The organism is Flavobacterium sp. GW821-FHT11G01, from assembly GCF_058808175.1.
In genome coordinates this window covers 24,963-42,819 of sequence record NZ_JBXARK010000004.1, presented here as the reverse complement: position 1 = coordinate 42,819, position 17,857 = coordinate 24,963, and the positions used below count along the sequence as shown (strand labels likewise).

Sequence of the window (17,857 nt, the reverse complement as noted above, 5' to 3'; positions counted from 1 at the left end):
ACAAAATTCGTTGTGTGAATGATCCTGTTCCTGCTTCGTTAAATCAATTAATTTTAAGCAGTAAAGATGGAAAATCATATCGTATCACCGACATCTATATCATTGGCTGACAACCAAATACTAAACAGTCTAATAAAAAAAGCAGATTTATTACCTGATCCTGAATCTCGATTAGATTCTATGGAAATGAAAGAAACACCGCTTAGTGATCCTGATATTACCTTTAGAGATTTGACAGATGCCGTAAGCAAAAAAGAAAGTATTCACCTACTGATTGCTAAACTTGATGTTGAAAATAGTATTAGATATCAGCGAACTGTAGAAGATACGTATTGCAATGTTTACTCTTATGATTATTGCTATTTCTCTAAAGTTTATCTTCCAACAGTTTGGTGGACAGAGGAATCTCTTGAAAAAATGGCACAAGGACAAGAGGTTGAAGCTATTTTTGAGAAAACCGTAGACAGAATTTATTCTAGCGCCATAACCGATTGGTTTTCTGAATGGGGACCTAATTTTGGCTGGCAAAAAATGTTTACTGCCGAAGAAATTCAAAATAAGGTAAATGAAAATGGCGGAATTGGAATAATTTGTGCCAAAAGAAGAGAAAAAGGACTTTCCGGACATATTGTTCCCGTAGTTCCGGAAACAGATTTGCATAAAGCTTATCGTGAAAACGGTGTTGTCCTATATCCATTGCAATCTCAGGCTGGAAAACTGAATTACAATTATTTTTCGGAAGTAAGAAAAGACTGGTGGAATGACGAATTATATTCTTCTTTTGTGTTTTATTATCATGAATAAATAAAAGCAATTGAGCTGTTAGTCAAACACTCACAAAAATAATTGATTTTCAGCGTGTTAACCACTTGGAAATAACATAATAAAACACTACTTTTGCAACTTGGAAAAAACAGGAATAGCTAAAAAGTACAATTAGGCTATTCATCTGCTTAAATTATTGATATAAAAGTAATTAATAACGATTATAGTTTTATAAGCCCCTTTATAAAATTTTACTTTTTCATCAGTCTTTCAGTCGATATAAGTGCAAAATTCCTGAAACTAAATATACATTTCTTAAATTCTAAAAGTCAAATAAAACTTTTTTAATGGAGGCAACAATTTATGCGATCCGTTGCAGCTTTTTTGTCTCTGGTCTTGACCAAATAGATTTGTATTTCCGAATAAAAAACAACTTTATAAATTACATAACCATAAAAAGAAAATTAGTATAAATGAAAGACAATCAGACAAAAAAATATTATTGGGGAATTGGATTAGAAAACGAAACCTATATGCAATTTGAGGAATCCTTAATAGTTTCTGGTGAGTTTATACAAGAAAAAATTGGTTTTGAAAAATACAGCATAGATTATAGAAAATGCTATAAACCAGAAAGCCTTGCTCCTGTTTTGAAAAAAGCTTTTAGCTCAAAAGAAAACTATAAAGTGAGCAGAATGATGAACAGTCATTCGCTGGAAAAACTGGATATCAACTATCAGCATAAAACATTATCTCCAATAAAACCATTGCTTGACACAGCAACTGGTGAAGTAAGCGCAGAACCAATTGAAAATCCAGAATATTTAGGGAAATCGATCATGGAACTTTTCCTTGAAGATCAGCCGTACAATATTCAAAGCATGATTACCCAAAGAAACAAAACAATGGGCTCTGTACATTTTGATGGCGATTCGATCGAATTTGTAACCAAATATTTTGAAAATCGTACAATTGCGGATTCGTGCAAAGAATTAAAAGCAACTAAAAAGTTGTTTCTGGATAAAATCAATGAATCATCTGTTTTAAATGGAAAATTAAACTTTCCGGATTATAACAACGGTCTTAATATGTTCATGACCAATCAGGAAAACCTGGTTTTGTTTAATAACGGAACGTACCATTTCCATATTACTTTGCCATCATTGACTGAAGATAGCCGAATTGTTGATTACAATGATTTTGAAAAAACACATGCCAACGCGATTTATTTATTGCAATGGTTTGAACCGTTTTTTATAGCAACACTTGGAAGTCCTGACATTATGGGTGTGATCAGCGACAAATACAGTCTTGACAAGAAATTTACCTTAGGTTCTATGCGAAATGCAATGTCGCGTTACATTGGCGTAGGAACATATAATAAAGCAATGCCAAAAGGGAAAATTCTAACTTATAATGTAGATAATTTTAGAAAGCTGCTAAAATTTGAAAAGGAAGAAAACGTTTGGTGGCGTGATCAGATCGAAACTGAAATGGAATATGAAATGCTTTCGGAAGTGGGGCTTGATTTTAATCAGGAAAAAATGTACCAAAGCGGTTTTGAATTCAGAAGTTTTGATGAATTCCCGGCAGAATACCTAAATGATGTTCTTTTTTCAATTATTTTGATTTGTGAGCACTCTTTAAATCTTCCTGATGTACAATGGGGACATGACAGCAAAGCCTGGAATAATTTGGTTTTTAAAACCTTAAAAATGGGTTATGCGACTGAAATTAATGAAGAAGAAAAGAAAGAAGTTTTAGATTTGCTTCAATTAGTAAATCCGTCAGATAGTAATTATGATGCATTAAAATCTGAATTTGAAGCTATCACAATGCTTGACGAATTTTTCTTTAAAATTCTGGCTGTTTTACACGATAAATACAAAGACAACAACATTTGTCTGGATGCAATGTATGGGCAAAAAACAACTGTTGCGCCAAAATGGGACAACTTTAATAAATATCAAACAGAAAGACATTTAAAGCAAATTGGTGCTTTTTGTGATAATTAAAAAATTAGTTTACTGATAATACACTAATCCTTATGTCTATATACATAAGGATTTTTTATAGTTGATTTTTTATTGAAACAATGTTGCATTTACAAATAAGAATTTTATATTTGCAACAACATTGCGTTAAGCACTGTTCATTATAATGATAAAGAAATTCAAAATAATATCTCTTTTCATGCCGTTGGTTGTAGTATTTGCAATACTATTTCCGGCGATACATTCTTATGAACACATACAAAGTCACAATGCTTCGCATAAAACTGTAAAACTACAGTTCCACACCACTAAAACCGACTTAAAAGTACACGATCATTCTAACGAAGAGTGTGCTATTTGTCATTTCAAATTTAGTCCGGTTGCTACTTTTTCTTTTAGCTGTTTTCAGTTTTATAAAAATAGTACGTTAATTCACACCGTACATTTTTATGCCAACTCCTTTTCTGAGTTTTTCAAAGGCTCTTTATTTTCCCTTAGGGCGCCTCCTGTTTTCTAAAACCATAAAAAGTAAAATCATTTCAATTTGAATTGAAGTGCATTGATGTGTTTTAGAAGAAAATAGTTTCGAAAGAGTATTTATGCTTTTTCCAAATACTTGCTATTTATCTGATTTTTCTTGTATCTGATTATAAAGTGCAGTCTTTCAAGACCAAACTTCAAATTATTTCAGTTTAGAAAATATAGTACGTTTCAAACATGCTCTAAATTATCAAGGCAACATTACATCGTGTAAACGGTGCAATACTTCATTTTACTTTTCACATTTCACATTTCTCATTTCACATTTTCCTTTTAACCATTTCCTATACGAAATGCACTCCTCTGTAACCCATATTTTATAGTTATGAATACTCTCAAACACGCAACAATCAGAATCCTTGTATTCTTTTGTTTAACTGCCTTTGCTCTCACCTCTTGTGAAAGTGACAAAAATGAAATTGATACCGAATATCCTGTAATTGATGTTTCGGCTGCAAATGCATTCCCAATACAATGCAGCGAAGTAACGCGCGGACAGAAAATTACGTTCAGGGCAAAATTTACAGACAATACTCAATTAGGATCTTACAGTCTGGACATTCACCACAATTTTGATCATCACACGCACAGTACTGAAGTCAATAATTGTGATACTGAACCTGTCAAAAAGCCTGTAAATCCTATGTTGTATATCAATTCTGTCACAATTCCTGCAGGTCAAAAAAATTACGAAGCAACGCAGGAAATCACGATTCCGAATGATGTTGATCCGGGTGATTATCACTTTATGATTCGCCTAACGGATAAAGAGGGTTGGCAAACCATCAAAGGATTAAGTATTAAAGTTTTATAAGTTGTTTTTGATGTATAAAAATAAATCAAATCGATTGAGAACCTTTTGCCTGTTACTTTTTTGTTTTACTATAGGAACAAAGACTTCAGCGCAAACTTTTCGTCTGTCGGGTAGCGTATTTTCTAATGGTCAAAAGCCATTAGAAGGCGCTATTGTTACCCTTCATCCATCCAATACAACCACAATTACAGATAAACTGGGTAATTTCTTTTTTAATCAAATGCCAAAAGATTCGAAGTTTCTAACAGTACATTATTCTGGTTACGCGCTTTATGAAATGAAACTTTCCTTAGATAAAAACGAAATTATAATTCCGAAGATACTATTGCATCCGGAAATAAAAGAATTACAAGAAGTTATCATTACAGATTCATATGAAATGCGACGCAAAAAAGAAGCATCGCTTAATCTTGAAATCGTAAACAGCAGTTTTATTCAGCGGAATCTCGGCGGAAGCCTAATGCAGTCTTTGCAAAGAATTCCGGGGGTTAAAACCATTTCCATTGGCTCTGGCGGCTCAAAACCCTTAATTCGCGGACTGAGTTTTAATCAGGTTATTGTTGTCGAAAATGGTATTAAACACGAAGGTCAGCAATGGGGCGCCGATCATGGTTTAGAAATTGATCAATATGCCGTAAATCGTGTAGAAATCATAAAAGGTCCCTCCTCTTTTATCTATGGATCTGATGCTATTGGTGGTGCTGTCAACATAAAACCTGTACCATTTCCTTCTAAAAACACATTAGGCGGAGGTGTTGATTTTACCGGCAAAAGCAATAATGAACAATTTGGAGGATCGATCAACCTTTTTGGTCGTAATGAAAAATGGTTTTTTGATACCCGAATAACAGCTATGGATTATGGTGATTATCGCGTTCCAACAGATACGGTGCAGGTTTACAATTATGCCGTTCCGCTTTATAAAAATCATTTACGCAACACAGCAGGACGCGAACTTGACTGGCATGCAAGCGCCGGATTTGTTGCTGAAAAATTTAAATCGGTTCTCTATTTCAGTAATATTTACAGCAAAAGTGGCTTTTTTGCCAATGCGCACGGTCTCGAACCGCGAAATGTAGATACAGCACTTCATGATAAATCGAGCAGGGATATTTTGATGCCTTTTCAGGAAGTTACTCATACCAAAATTAGTAATACAACTTCTTTTCAATTGGGTACCCATCAATTAGAGACGCAATTGGGTTTTCAGAAGAATTTCCGCAGAGAATACAGCCATTATGTCAATCATGGATATATGCCACCTGTCTATCCTGTTGACATGTACGCACCACAAAACCTGGAAAGACAATACGATAAAGAAGTTTTTTCTGCATCAATTAAAGATGGATTTTCAATCCAAAATCATCAACTTACTATAGGACTAAATGGTGAAAGACAACAAAATGAAATAAATGGCTGGAGCTTTTTAATCCCGGCTTTTAACCAAATCAATGCCGGATTATTTGTTTACGACAAAATGCAATTCAATGATTTATGGCTGCTTCATGGCGCACTGCGACTGGATTATGGTCAAATTGAAATGAAACAATACACAGACTGGTTTCCGAGTGAAATTACAGCAAACGGCCAAACTACTTCCGAATATTTAAAACGTTCTGAAAAACTGACAAGAACATTCAGCAGTTTTAACTGGTCGGCTGGTGTAAATTATACTCCTGGGCAATGGTCGTTAAAGGCAAATCTGGGAACGAGTTTTAGAATGCCAATTGCAAAGGAACTTGCATCAAACGGTGTCAATTATCACTATTTTAGATTTGAGAAAGGAAATCCCGATTTAGCTCCCGAACGCTCTTATCAGCTAGATCTTGGTATGGAATGGCAATCGAATAAATGGTCATTTCAACTGAGTCCGTTTTTCAATTATTTTCCTAATTACATTTACCTGAATCCCACTTCTCAGCATGATATTTATTATGGTGCCGGTAATCAGGTTTTTGAATACGAACAAAGCAGCGTCATGCGTTACGGTGGCGAATTGCAAACCCGTTATCAATTCCTGCCTCACTTAAGTGGCGAAATCCTGGCGGAGTATCTATACTCGGAACAATTATCAGGCAGTAAAAAAGGCTATACACTTCCCTTTTCGCCGCCTGCCTCCGTTTTGTTTGGATTGAATTATACACCGGAAATCAAAAATTTAAGAGATACTTATTTTTCAATTGATTACCGTTATACGGCTGCGCAAAATCAAATTGTTCCTCCGGAGAAAAAAACAGAAAGCAGTAATGTATTTAGTCTCGCAGTGGGAACTAAAATGACAACAGCACAACAGGATTTCATTATTAGCCTGCAGGTTCAGAATTTGTTCAATACCAAATACCTCAATCATACCAGTTTCTATCGATTAATCGAACTACCCGAAGCCAGTAGAAACATTATTCTATCGGTGAAAATTCCCTTTTTAATATCTAAATAAAATGCACTATAAATCAAATTTAATTCCTAAACCTATGAAAAAAGTAAAATCATTTCTCCTGCTATTTGTTGCTTTCGCTGCCTTTACGGCTTGCAATAACGACGACAATGAAACTATTGTATCCAAACCCACAGCCGAAAATATCGAAATTGGAACCGCCAATAACAAGCGTGCCCTTATTGGTCGTGATTTTCATTTTAATGCCGATGTTGTAGCAGGCAATAAAATTGCCGGTATACAACTAAAAATCCTTCCCAAAAAAGGAGAAATCTATACCAAGGACTGGAAGTTTGAATTATCATGGATCGAATATAACGGCGCCAAAAACACCAATGTACACAAACATTTCAATATTCCTGCCGAAGCTCCTGAAGGAAAATTTGATTTTTATTTTATTGTGAAAGATGAAAACGGGACCCAGCTCGAAATTAAAGAAGAACTAACTATTACAGACCCATCGAATATGCCCGCTGATCCTTTAATTGGCAGAGACATGCTTTCCAGAAATGACGATTTGATTTATTATATGGAAACCTGGACAGAACCGGAATTAATCTTCAAAAAGAATGACCTGCTCACCGCACACGCACAGGTAAGTCAAATTATGGGAGATGGTATCTTATATTCTGTTTTAATAAAAAAGAGTCTCAACTATCATCCTGAAAGTGTCGATAATCTGGATTTTAAAAAAGTAATTATCATCTCAAAGGTCGAGCATAAAGGTCTTGCTCCAGCTTCAAAAATTGCTACCCTTCAAAAGATAAATGAGGTCTGGGGTGGTGAAAGTATCACAATTGGCGCCGAAAAAGATGCGGAAGGAACTGCAATTACAGCAGACAAAGCATGGCAATCCGGCCAATACAATTGGGTGGTGCTTTATAAAAATACAACCTACAATCTGAGTGTCTACAAATCGATGCCAATTACAATCAATTATTAATTCCAAATAGTAACTTAAACACCTTTATAAAATGAAAAACAATTATTTCAAACTGATTTTCCTATTCGCTTTAGCTTCGTTTACCATCTCCTGTAACAATGACGACGATGACGCTACACCAATTCCGGATGAAACATTATCAGAATATAAATACGTAAGAATATTGCTTTCTGATGAAAAAACAACCGCTCTTACACTTGTAAATCCATTAGATGCCACTACAAATCTCTTTAATGCTAAATTTGCAAAATCAGCACTTTATACTACAGAATCTGGCAGATACGCCGGAATTATTCACAGAGCAGATAATACTGTCGAAACTTTTGACAGCGGATTTGAAAGCCACGGTGACCATGTTGATGTAGACGGAATTGCAAAGTTTGGTAGTTTGACTGGCCAATCGCTTATGCCAACCCATTTTAAAAGTAAAATTGGAGAATTAATGACATTCAATGACGGAGACGGAACATTATCCGTTGCCAAAGAAACAGAAATTAATACGGCCGGAGCGAAATTCAAACTAATAAATTCTGGTTTAGTAGCACATCACGGTGCAATGGCCAGTTTTACCAATGGTAGTTATGCTATTACGGTAAAAGATAATTCGGTTGCAGGAACACTGCCTGAAAAAGTAAAAATTATTGATAATACAGGCAAAACCCTTTTTGATGCTACTGTGGCGACAAAAGGTATTCACGGAAATGCTTCAGACGGAACTTATGCCGTTTTCGGATCTGCAAGCGGCGTTTTGGTTGTTGAAAGTTCAGGAAAGCAGAAGCTTATTACACTTCCGGAAGATTTTGCAACTGCTTGGTTTGGAACTATTTTAGAGACAAAAGCCAAAGGCAAATTTATTGGCTATACTGCTGCAAAAGGTGCTTACCTAATTGATGTGGTAAACGGAACGATTAAACCTATTTTGCAAAGTACTGCAATCATGCAATGTAAAGTAAGCTACAACGCCACAAAACTCGGAATCCTATTGCATTCTGGTGAATTTAAATTATTCAACCTGACTAGTTTACAAATTGAAAAAGAAGGGAAAATAATAAGCGAAACTGCAACAGATGCTACTCTAAAACCTCAAATGCAACTAACAGAAAATTTTGCTTACATCACCGCTCCAACTTCGGGAGAATTATTACAGCTGGATTTGAGAAGTATGACAATTATAAAGAAAATAAAGGTTTCGAATACGCCTTATATGATCACAATTCTTGGTTTTGAGAATAGTAAAAGTCATTAATAATCAATTACAAAAAAGCCCATTCCTTTCGGTTTGGGCTTTTTATTAGTCTTACAATTCAGGTTATTTATAGCTGATTTAGGCTCTTTTAATTTCCCACCACAGCTTTTAATGATATATATTTATCTAAGGTTTTGAAATCGTGCCCTTTTCCTTTCATCGATTTAATAAAAGAAGGTGTAGCACCTACTGCTTTTGCTCCTACTACATCACTAAGATCTAAATTATTAAACCCAAGATCTTTATACTCTAATATTAATTCAGGGGTTACATTTAGTGATTTCAAAGCAAATAAATCTTCTGTTTTGATATCTTTATAACCTGCTTTCTTAAAACTATTTATATATTCAGGCGTTATATCTAATGATTTCAAAGCCATCAAATCTCCGTTTGAAAGATCATCATATCCTATTTTTTTGAAAGATTCAATAAAAGCCTGATCAATGTTTAATGACTTAAATGCAATCATATCAGCATCTGTACCTTCATTATTTTTAGCATTGTTAGCATTATGAAAATCAGCAACATACTTTCCGTCAATACCTTGAGATTTCAATGCAATAATATTATCCGGACTAAGATCTTTGTAACCCGCTTTGCGAATTTCCTCGATATAAGCTTTCTCAATACCCAATGCTCTAAAAGGAACAAGATTATCTAAATCAATATCAGGAACTGCTTGTTTAATTGAAGTAATATAGGCTTCATTTACATCTAAAGCTGCAAGAGGAATAAGTTGATCTTTATCCAGATTGTTGTAACCATTTTTCTTAAGCATTTGCACAAAAGATTGTTTGATATTGATCATAAAGAAAACCATAAGATCTTCATCTTCCTTAAGATCAATTCCTTCCTTACGCATTGCTGTACCATAATCTTTGTTGGCCGTAAATTTATATGTTCCCATTCCTTTGTCGCTTTCAAACTTACCAATGAAAGTCATTGTTCCGGCTTCACGAGTTAACGTAAATGTCCCTTGTTGGTCTCTGGGAAGATCTTTAAATTCACTCAACTGAAAAGTGCTCGAAGAATTATCTTTCTCATCGCTCTTAAATTGAATATTTACGGTATTGCCTTTGATAGTGGCAAACCAATTTCCTTCTGTTTCCATTCCGCTCTGAATGTTTGAATGCCCTTCTTGTTTTTGTTCTTTTTCTTTAGAAACAAGGTTTTGACTTTGCGCTGCCGGTTGATTAAAAAGGCAGGCAAACAGCACCATAATTGGCACCAGGAAAAAATATTTCCAGGTGGTGTGCACGTTTGATTTTTTTGAGTTCATCATGATGATTCGTTTTTTTAATAATGATTGATTATAATTAGTTGTAAGACTCAAAGGGAATTGTGGCGCCGCTACTTTAAGCAGGCTGAATTGATAACTTTCTTTCTCCACCGCATCTTGCTGTAACATTTGATTATCTGTAAGGAATTCAAGATTAGTTTCTAAGGCTTTTCTCCATTGCCACGCAAAAGGATTAAACCATTGAAAAATTAGAACTACCTCGGCAAGCAGAAGATCAATCGTATGTTTTTGCTCAATATGAATTTTTTCATGCAGCAAAATCTGATTGTAGGTTTCCCATTCATACTTTTCGGGATTGATAAAAATATTATTGGCAAAAGAACAAGGCGCTTTATCGCCCGTAATTTCGACAATACGGAATTTTCCATCCTGAATAACCGACTTTGAATAGGCTCTATAAAATAATAAAATAGCCTGCATCAAAAAGTTAAGTGCAAAAATTATCACGCCAAACCAGTACAGATAAATCAACAACTTAGTAAATGATTCAATATTAATCACTTGCTTTGTTTCTTCAATGAGAGTTGGTTGTTGAATTTGTTCTTTTAATGGTGGAGTTACACTAGAATTAAATGAGTTTTTTGCTACTATAACAGGCTTTTCGACAGCAATTTTTCTGAAAGATAATTGCTGAGGAACAGGAACCAATGGCAAAATAAAAGCCAATGCCATACAGGAAAGTAATACAAACCGGTTTAAATGAAAGAAAGTTTCTTTTTGCAAAAGTAGTTTGTAAAATACCAAACAGGCAGTAAGAATAAGCGCTGAATATAGAATATAAGGTATCATATCTTTTCTTTTTTAATAATATTTACTATTTCATCTAATTCTTTTTCTGAAAGTTTTTGCTCTTTGGCAAAAAAGGCCAACATTCGGGGATAAGAATTATCAAAATACTGACTAACGATATCCTTCAACGCAAATTGTTGGTACTCTTCCCTACTGATTACCGGAAAAAAACAATGCATATTTCCAGCTGTTTCATGATTCAGGAAACCTTTTTCTTCCAATATTTTCACTATTGTGGCCACACTGTTATAATGTGGTTTCGGATCTGGTAATAATGGAATAATATCTCTTATAAAAGCTTTGTTCAAATCCCAAAACACCTGCATGATCTGTTCTTCTCTTTTTGCTAGTTTTATCATGGTTACAAATTTCATGCAATATACTACTAATTAATTAGTAGACAAACTAATTTGTTAGTATTTTAACTAATGCATTAGTAATCGGACTAAATTTAAAGCATTAAGCAACTTATAAAGTATTAAATATCAATAACTTAAAACAGTTTAAAACAAAACAAATCCAGGTGAATTTCTATCTTTATAATTATGTCGCAATGTCAATCATGCAAAACAAAACTCTTATTATATAAAATAACATAACCACAAAATTGCTTATTTTTATGTTCCTTATTTTGCCGGCTCCAGATTGTTAATGAATTTAAACAAATAAATTATGAGCGATATTGCACGAAGATTTCCCGAGAATCCACTTTTGATGCCTAAAGATTTACAGGCAAGTAGCGAGGAATTACAAATTATCAGTCTTTTAAATCCGGGCGTTTTTGTTTTCGAAGGAAAAACATGGCTTTTAGTTAGGGTTGCAGAAAGTATAGCTCAAAAAGAAGGAGTTATCTTTTTTCCTGTGGTAAACGCATTAGGTAAAATCGAAATTATTGAAATACCGCTTAACGATCCTGATCTTGTTGCTACTGATGCCAGAGTAATACAATACAAAGGACTAGATTATTTGACCACACTCTCTCATCTTCGTCTATTGTGCAGTGATGACGGAATTCATTTTTATACTCCTGAAGGCTTCAATTCTCTTGTAGGTTCAGGAATATTAGAACAATTTGGTATAGAAGACGCCAGAGTTAGTTATTTAGATGATCAATATTACATCACTTATACAGCAGTTTCTTCTAACGGTGTTGGAGTTGGATTGCGTACGACCAAAGACTGGAAAAATTTCGAAACAAAAGGCATGATATTTCCGCCACATAATAAAGATGTTGCCCTTTTTGAAGAAAAAATAAACGGCAAATTTTACGCTTTACACAGACCATCAAGTCCACAAATTGGAGGAAATTATATTTGGCTGGCCGAATCTCCCGATGGAATTCATTGGGGAAATCACCAATTTCTTCTGGGAACACGAATGGGACTTTGGGACAGTGCCAGAGTTGGTGCCGGCGCGGCTCCAATTAAAACAGATAAAGGATGGCTCGAAATTTATCATGGAGCAAATGCAGAACATCAATATTGTCTTGGAGCATTTTTAATGGATCTTGAGGATCCTTCTAAAGTTATTGCCCGTACGGTAGAACCTATAATGAGTCCGCAGGAAAATTATGAATTGAGTGGCTTTTTCGGTTATGTGGTTTTTACCAATGGCCACGTCGTTGAAGGTGATAAAATTACTATATATTACGGAGCTGCAGACGAATTTGTATGTGGTGCCTATTTTTCAATTAAAGAAATTTTAGCAGCTTTAGAAATATAAATCAAAATTTATTTTCATCTATAAATCAAAACATTACAAAAAAATAATTATATTTAAATCCCCCAAAAATTACAAATCATTTACCTGTTTTAAAACTATCATTCACCAAAAATTAAAAATATTATGAAATGGTTCACTAGTTTAATGGTAAAATTTAAGGGGAAATTTTCAAATTCGATAATTGATAAATCGTCAGAGAATTTAGAAAAAGCTAAAAAGCTTTATTTGGCTAACCAATACGAGGATGCTTTGGTATGTCTGAGTACTATTTCGAATTGTGATTCACAGCCGGATGCCTATAAACTTAAAGGCGACTGTCTTCAAAAAATGAATTTTCATTACAATGCAATAGAAGATTTTGATAAAGCAATTGAAACCAATCCTTTGGAATTTTCAAATTATTACAGTCGGGCCGTTTCTAAAAAAGCCATTTTAGATTTTACCGGACAAATTGAAGATCTCCATAATGCAATTTATTACTACAATAAAAATGTTGTTTTAAAAAAATCAGTTCTTAAAGCTTTTGAATCTGATTTGTTATCTGCGAAAATGAATATTGAAATGCTTGCAAAAAATGCTTCAGAAATGACAAAAACTCCGGCCATGGAAATTAAAAACCACATCAGAGAATCATTATATCTTATAAGAGAGGTTAAATCAAAAAATATACTGCTTGAATAGATAATAAAAATAAAGCCCTGAAAAATTTCAGGGCTTTATTTTTATTTCTTCTTTTTCGATTTTGATTTCGATTTTTTAGCTTTCTTTTTAGCTATTTTTTTTGCCTTAGCTTTATCTTTTGCTTTTTTCGCTTTGGCTTGCTTCTTAGCTTTTGCTTTTTGCTTGGCTTTTTTAGCTTTATCTTTCTTTTTATCCTCTTTCGCTTTTTCTTTTTTCTTAGCTAGTTGTTTTTTCTTTTTTGCTTTTTCTTTGTCCTTGTCTTTTGCGTCTTTTTCTTTCATCTTGGTCTTCTTCTTTTTAGATTTACTATTACTTTTATCTTCTGAAACAATTTCTTCCGTCTTTTCCAAAGCCTCTGCCGAAACAGCTTCTTCTTTTTGTTCTGTAGCTTCTGGTACTAAAACTTCAGGCTTTACAGGTTTCTTTCTTGTATTGGTACCTTTTGGCTTTACTGATACCTCTGGATTTGAATTTGTTGTTTCTGTTTTTACTTCATTTTCAGAAGCAATTTCATTTACAACCACTTCTCCACTCAAGTTCTCATTTCCTAAAGGTTGATTTAATTCATTTGCATTCTCTTTTTCTTTCATATGGCTTATATTTATTAGAGGTGAATTTTAAATAATCATTAATGTTATTTCTACTTTATCTTAATGTTAATTAATTATTAACAAATATACCGCTAAAAGCAATTGCCCAATGTTAAGTTTTACTTCAAACTAAAAACTTAACATTGGAGATTTTACACCTTAATCAAATGCCTGAGTATTTTGGTAATTGCTTGTTATTTTATCTTACGAATTTTATAAATTCTAAATCTAATTATATAATTACTTTTCATAAGTATTTGTCAATTTTGATATAAACAAATACTAACATGAAAAACTTTTTACGCAACAACGGTTTATGTATCTGCTTTTTAGCATTATTTATTGCATCTCTGGTTGGTCAGATAATTTTCGGATTTGAAGAACATAACAAGGAGCTTATTGAAGAAGGTAGTACTGCAATAAATCTTTCTGCCTATTTTGTTTCAGGTCATTTTATTCAATCGACTTTTGAGAATTGGGAAAGCGAATTTCTTCAAATGGCCTTGTTCGTTATATTCACTATTTTTTTAATGCAAAAAGGATCATCTGAATCCAAAGATTTGGATAAAGATGAAGAAGTGGACCGAGAACCCTCGCCTATCCGAAAAAATGCGCCCTGGCCTGTAAAAAAAGGCGGCTGGATTCTGGCTCTTTATAAACATTCCCTCACTATTGCGTTATTATTACTATTTGTAATTTCTTTTATACTTCATTTTTATGGAAGTTTAAAAGATGAAAATGAGCAATTAGCTTTAAAAGGAATGCCTTTAGAGTTTGTCTCAGATTATATCGCAGATTCAAGATTTTGGTTTGAATCCTTTCAAAACTGGCAAAGCGAATTTCTCTCTGTATTTGCCATAATAATCCTTTCTGTTTATTTAAGGCAAATAGGTTCGCCACAGTCCAAACCTGTTGATGCACCTCATATGGAGACTGGTGAATAACACATGTTTTCAGAGTTTATAATAAAAAGAATCTTTTTAATCCCTTTAAAATTATCATTATGCATACAGTTACACCTTGGAGCGCAACAGCTCAGGAAGATATTGAGAATAGTGAATTACTTTTAGAAAGAAAAGTTCTTGATTATACTTATCAATTTTACAACACAGGCGATTCTTTATGGATCGTGGTTCTCCTTCCCCAAAACGGAAAGTTGGCTTTTCGTACAGCATTTGGAATGAACAGCTGTTTTGAAGTTGCCAATCTCTTTAATGATGAAGAAACAATAGTTATTTTATTAAACTCTAAACTTGGAAGTTATGAAGTTCGTGTTGATTTTCCGGATCCGGCAACACCTCTCTTCCATTATATCACCACTTTTACGGCAAATACTGCTTTGATGATTCCATTTTGGCCAAGAGATATAATGCCTCTTACACAAAATGGCAACGTAGAAAATACAAACGGAACAATTCATATGGAACAATTTGGTTCCAGATCAGGATTAATATTTGCCAGTGTAACAAAACCCAAGACTGGATCCTTTTTTTATTATCAAAATCTTACATCGCTGTCTGAATATTGCGAAGCGACCCAAACGGAATCAAAAAATACAGTTGGGGGAAAGTGGCCAGAAATCGGATTTAAATTACCTATTACAGATAAACTGCCTCTTCCTTCAGGTAAGGCTTTTATACTATCAGATGCTTATGTAGTACTGCAAAAAGAAGTAATTAAAGAAACGTCGTCAATTTGTGAGCACTTTTTAAATAATCTTGTTAAGGTATATAAAGTGCTTCAACAACCAAGAATTGAATATCACAACTGGCCAGAAATTGCTCAAAAAGTTTTGACAGATCTCTATAATAACAAAGGTTCCTGGACACAAACAAATGGAATTCCATATCTAAATGCCTATCTATGCGACTACGAAACTCCAGCTGAAAGTATGGTTCAGCTTGCGGTATTAAGTCCTTTTAAGGAATACGAAAAGTGGAGTGGCGAAAAACATCCGCTATACGATGATTTAATTAAAGGATTACCCGCTTTTTACGATCCAAAAATTAATTGTATTAACAGATGGCTTCCGGCACTTGCCAATAAACTGGATCAGTCTGAAGAACAAAAGAAAGAAATGGTGATGGATTCCTGGTATTTACACCATCCCTTAATGAATTTGGCCAGACTGGCTTTACATGGAGACCAGACAGCTAAGAAACTTGTATTAGATTCTATTGATTATGTCATAAAAGTGGCGCATCATTTTAAATATACATGGCCCGTATTTTACGATATGGAAACGCTTGAAATAATCAAGAAAGAAACAGCTCCGGGTGCCGGCGGAGAAAGAGATGTTCCTGGCGCATATGCTCATTTAATGCTGCTGCTTTTTAAATTAACCAAAGAAAAAAGGTATTTAAACGAAGCAAAAAAAGCAGCAAAAAAATTAGCAACATTGGGTATTGAAATTTTGTATCAGGCTAACAATACAGCTTTTGCGGCCGGAGCATTATTAGAATTGTATAAAATTACCCATGAAAAAATATATCTGGATATAAGCAACACCTGTCTTACCGGATTATTTAAAAATGTACAGCTTTATGATTGCAAATATGGTTTTGGTAAAAACTACACTAATTTCTTTTCCATATTTCCGCTCAATAATGCGCCATATACCGCGGCATATGAAGAATTAGAGGTTTACGCCGCATTATCAGAGTATTTTATTCAGGCAAAAGACGTAGATATATTACCATCGTTGAAAACTTTAATCCCGGAATTTATTAAATATGCCGTCAATAGAATTGCGTACTATTATCCACCTATGCTGCCAAAAGAAATGCTTTCTGAAGAAGTAAAAACTGGAGAAATACAACATAATTTATGGGTGCCATTAGAAGATTTGTATAATGGTTGGGAACAAAGTGGTCAGGTTGGCCAGGAAGTTTATGGCGCTGGAATGGCATTTGGAATTGTACCAAGGCAATACATCAAAATCGATGAAGATTTTCTCCTTTTTATAGATTATCCTATTATAAAGCCTGTCAAAAGAGGAAAATCACTTACTATAAAACTGGATGGAGATAAGGATATGATTTACAATCTAAAAATTATAAAAAAGAACGATCACAAAATTCAAATGAAAGTATTTCAGAATAAGGAAACCCTGAAACCATTCAAAGAAAACCTAAAAATACACGAATACGAAATTTCAGGCAAGGGCTTAATTAAAGTACAATGGTAATGTACCACAAATAAAAAAAACATCATGAGAAAGCTAACTGAATATTTTGGACAAAACATTAAAGATAAAAGAATTGTGATAACAGGCGGTACTACCGGAATAGGAAAAGCAACTGCTGATTTATTGGTTTCTCTTGGAGGTCGTGTACTTATTTTTGGCAGAGATCATGAAGACTTTAAACAGGCTTTTGATGACATTAAAAAACATTTTCCTAATTGTGAACTTTACGGCACTCCCGCTGATGTAACGAAAAAAGAAGATATAGATACGATCTTAAAAATAGTAGATGAAGAACTTGGCGGCATTGACATTTTGATCAACAATGCGGGTCTTCCGGCTGATGGAATTACTGAATGTACTTTTGAAGACTGGAAATACATCATTGATACCAATATCATGGGATATCTTGGTTTTAGCAAAGAAGCCGTTTCGAGAATGTCAGAACAAAAATCAGGACATATTATTAATATCGGATCGATGAGTGCAGAAAGTCGCTCACCGGAAAGCACGATCTATGTAGCCACGAAATCTGCGATACGGGGATTTAGCACTTCATTGCGAAAAGAGGTTAATCCTTTGGGAATTAAAGTATCGCTAATTGAACCCGGAGCCGTAACCAGCGATATGCAGCCGGGCACAAAAGAAGAACATCAAAATAAAATAGATAAGCTTGAAATGCTTGAGGCTGATGACATTGCCATGAGTATTTTATTCTGTCTATCTCAACCAAAGAGATGTGATATTGTAACCATGCAAATAAGACCACATCTTCAAAGCATATAATGGTAATTGTACAACCTTATAAAACAATCTTATAAGATGTTGGCAAATACATAAAGTAAATTTGAAACA

General features: G+C 34.0%; 14 protein-coding genes. 11 read left to right on the top strand and 3 right to left on the bottom strand.

The annotated features are described in order from the left end of the window. Positions 1-66 precede the first annotated feature (66 nt). From AC1RRN_RS09075 to AC1RRN_RS09050, 6 genes are all read left to right on the top strand, one after another. A complete protein-coding gene (locus AC1RRN_RS09075; RefSeq protein ID WP_492966985.1) occupies positions 67-804 on the top strand; it encodes a hypothetical protein in 738 nt (245 codons plus the stop codon). Positions 805-1,238: 434 nt separating this feature from the next. Continuing rightward, positions 1,239-2,780 (top strand): hypothetical protein, encoded by a 1,542-nt coding sequence (locus tag AC1RRN_RS09070; RefSeq protein ID WP_492966984.1) that lies wholly within the window; start codon positions 1,239-1,241, stop codon positions 2,778-2,780. Between the two features lie 844 nt (positions 2,781-3,624). Next, complete coding sequence (locus AC1RRN_RS09065) at positions 3,625-4,113, top strand: DUF4625 domain-containing protein (protein WP_492966983.1); 489 nt, start codon at positions 3,625-3,627, stop codon at positions 4,111-4,113. Positions 4,114-4,123: 10 nt separating this feature from the next. After that, positions 4,124-6,550: a TonB-dependent receptor gene (locus tag AC1RRN_RS09060; protein ID WP_492966982.1), complete on the top strand. Its 2,427-nt coding sequence runs from the start codon at positions 4,124-4,126 to the stop codon at positions 6,548-6,550. 34 nt (positions 6,551-6,584) lie between these two features. Next, a complete protein-coding gene (locus tag AC1RRN_RS09055) occupies positions 6,585-7,490 on the top strand; it encodes a DUF4625 domain-containing protein (RefSeq protein ID WP_492966981.1) in 906 nt (301 codons plus the stop codon). A 31-nt stretch (positions 7,491-7,521) separates the two neighbouring features. After that, positions 7,522-8,736: a hypothetical protein gene (locus AC1RRN_RS09050; RefSeq protein WP_492966980.1), complete on the top strand. Its 1,215-nt coding sequence runs from the start codon at positions 7,522-7,524 to the stop codon at positions 8,734-8,736. 88 nt (positions 8,737-8,824) lie between these two features. On the opposite strand, the gene AC1RRN_RS09045 is transcribed toward AC1RRN_RS09050, so the two are convergent. Continuing rightward, positions 8,825-10,825 carry a M56 family metallopeptidase gene (locus tag AC1RRN_RS09045; protein ID WP_492966979.1) on the bottom strand — a complete coding sequence of 667 codons (2,001 nt, stop codon included), beginning with the start codon at positions 10,823-10,825 and terminating at the stop codon, positions 8,825-8,827. After that, a complete protein-coding gene (locus AC1RRN_RS09040; protein WP_492966978.1) occupies positions 10,822-11,184 on the bottom strand; it encodes a BlaI/MecI/CopY family transcriptional regulator in 363 nt (120 codons plus the stop codon). Before AC1RRN_RS09040 ends, AC1RRN_RS09045 begins: the two co-directional genes overlap by 4 nt. A gap of 313 nt (positions 11,185-11,497) precedes the next feature. On the opposite strand from AC1RRN_RS09040, the gene AC1RRN_RS09035 reads away from it, so the two are divergent. Together AC1RRN_RS09035 and AC1RRN_RS09030 are read left to right on the top strand one after the other, a co-directional pair. Next, positions 11,498-12,547 carry a glycoside hydrolase family 130 protein gene (locus AC1RRN_RS09035; RefSeq protein WP_492966977.1) on the top strand — a complete coding sequence of 350 codons (1,050 nt, stop codon included), beginning with the start codon at positions 11,498-11,500 and terminating at the stop codon, positions 12,545-12,547. A gap of 123 nt (positions 12,548-12,670) precedes the next feature. Continuing rightward, positions 12,671-13,228, top strand: a complete 558-nt coding sequence (locus AC1RRN_RS09030; RefSeq protein ID WP_492966976.1) for a hypothetical protein — start codon at positions 12,671-12,673, stop codon at positions 13,226-13,228. Positions 13,229-13,269: 41 nt separating this feature from the next. Here the strand turns inward: AC1RRN_RS09030 and AC1RRN_RS09025 are convergent, their stop codons facing one another. Beyond that, a complete protein-coding gene (locus tag AC1RRN_RS09025; RefSeq protein WP_492966975.1) occupies positions 13,270-13,818 on the bottom strand; it encodes a hypothetical protein in 549 nt (182 codons plus the stop codon). 287 nt (positions 13,819-14,105) lie between these two features. Between AC1RRN_RS09025 and AC1RRN_RS09020 the strand changes: the two genes are divergently transcribed. From AC1RRN_RS09020 to AC1RRN_RS09010, 3 genes are read left to right on the top strand one after another with little or no spacing between them, the layout of a single operon-like run. After that, a complete protein-coding gene (locus tag AC1RRN_RS09020; RefSeq protein WP_492966974.1) occupies positions 14,106-14,762 on the top strand; it encodes a DUF6766 family protein in 657 nt (218 codons plus the stop codon). Between the two features lie 59 nt (positions 14,763-14,821). After that, positions 14,822-17,005 carry a hypothetical protein gene (locus AC1RRN_RS09015; protein ID WP_492966973.1) on the top strand — a complete coding sequence of 728 codons (2,184 nt, stop codon included), beginning with the start codon at positions 14,822-14,824 and terminating at the stop codon, positions 17,003-17,005. 24 nt (positions 17,006-17,029) lie between these two features. Further along, positions 17,030-17,788 carry an SDR family oxidoreductase gene (locus tag AC1RRN_RS09010; RefSeq protein WP_492966972.1) on the top strand — a complete coding sequence of 253 codons (759 nt, stop codon included), beginning with the start codon at positions 17,030-17,032 and terminating at the stop codon, positions 17,786-17,788. Positions 17,789-17,857: the final 69 nt, after the last annotated feature.

Bases quoted from the DNA above. Each gene is read 5' to 3' on its own strand.
- AC1RRN_RS09075 (WP_492966985.1), top strand. From the start codon at position 67: ATGGAAAATCATATCGTATCACCGACATCTATATCATTGGCTGACAAC.
- AC1RRN_RS09070 (WP_492966984.1), top strand. From the start codon at position 1,239: ATGAAAGACAATCAGACAAAAAAATATTATTGGGGAATTGGATTAGAA.
- AC1RRN_RS09065 (WP_492966983.1), top strand. From the start codon at position 3,625: ATGAATACTCTCAAACACGCAACAATCAGAATCCTTGTATTCTTTTGT.
- AC1RRN_RS09060 (WP_492966982.1), top strand. From the start codon at position 4,124: ATGTATAAAAATAAATCAAATCGATTGAGAACCTTTTGCCTGTTACTT.
- AC1RRN_RS09055 (WP_492966981.1), top strand. From the start codon at position 6,585: ATGAAAAAAGTAAAATCATTTCTCCTGCTATTTGTTGCTTTCGCTGCC.
- AC1RRN_RS09050 (WP_492966980.1), top strand. From the start codon at position 7,522: ATGAAAAACAATTATTTCAAACTGATTTTCCTATTCGCTTTAGCTTCG.
- AC1RRN_RS09045 (WP_492966979.1), bottom strand. From the start codon at position 10,825: ATGATACCTTATATTCTATATTCAGCGCTTATTCTTACTGCCTGTTTG.
- AC1RRN_RS09040 (WP_492966978.1), bottom strand. From the start codon at position 11,184: ATGATAAAACTAGCAAAAAGAGAAGAACAGATCATGCAGGTGTTTTGG.
- AC1RRN_RS09035 (WP_492966977.1), top strand. From the start codon at position 11,498: ATGAGCGATATTGCACGAAGATTTCCCGAGAATCCACTTTTGATGCCT.
- AC1RRN_RS09030 (WP_492966976.1), top strand. From the start codon at position 12,671: ATGAAATGGTTCACTAGTTTAATGGTAAAATTTAAGGGGAAATTTTCA.
- AC1RRN_RS09025 (WP_492966975.1), bottom strand. From the start codon at position 13,818: ATGAAAGAAAAAGAGAATGCAAATGAATTAAATCAACCTTTAGGAAAT.
- AC1RRN_RS09020 (WP_492966974.1), top strand. From the start codon at position 14,106: ATGAAAAACTTTTTACGCAACAACGGTTTATGTATCTGCTTTTTAGCA.
- AC1RRN_RS09015 (WP_492966973.1), top strand. From the start codon at position 14,822: ATGCATACAGTTACACCTTGGAGCGCAACAGCTCAGGAAGATATTGAG.
- AC1RRN_RS09010 (WP_492966972.1), top strand. From the start codon at position 17,030: ATGAGAAAGCTAACTGAATATTTTGGACAAAACATTAAAGATAAAAGA.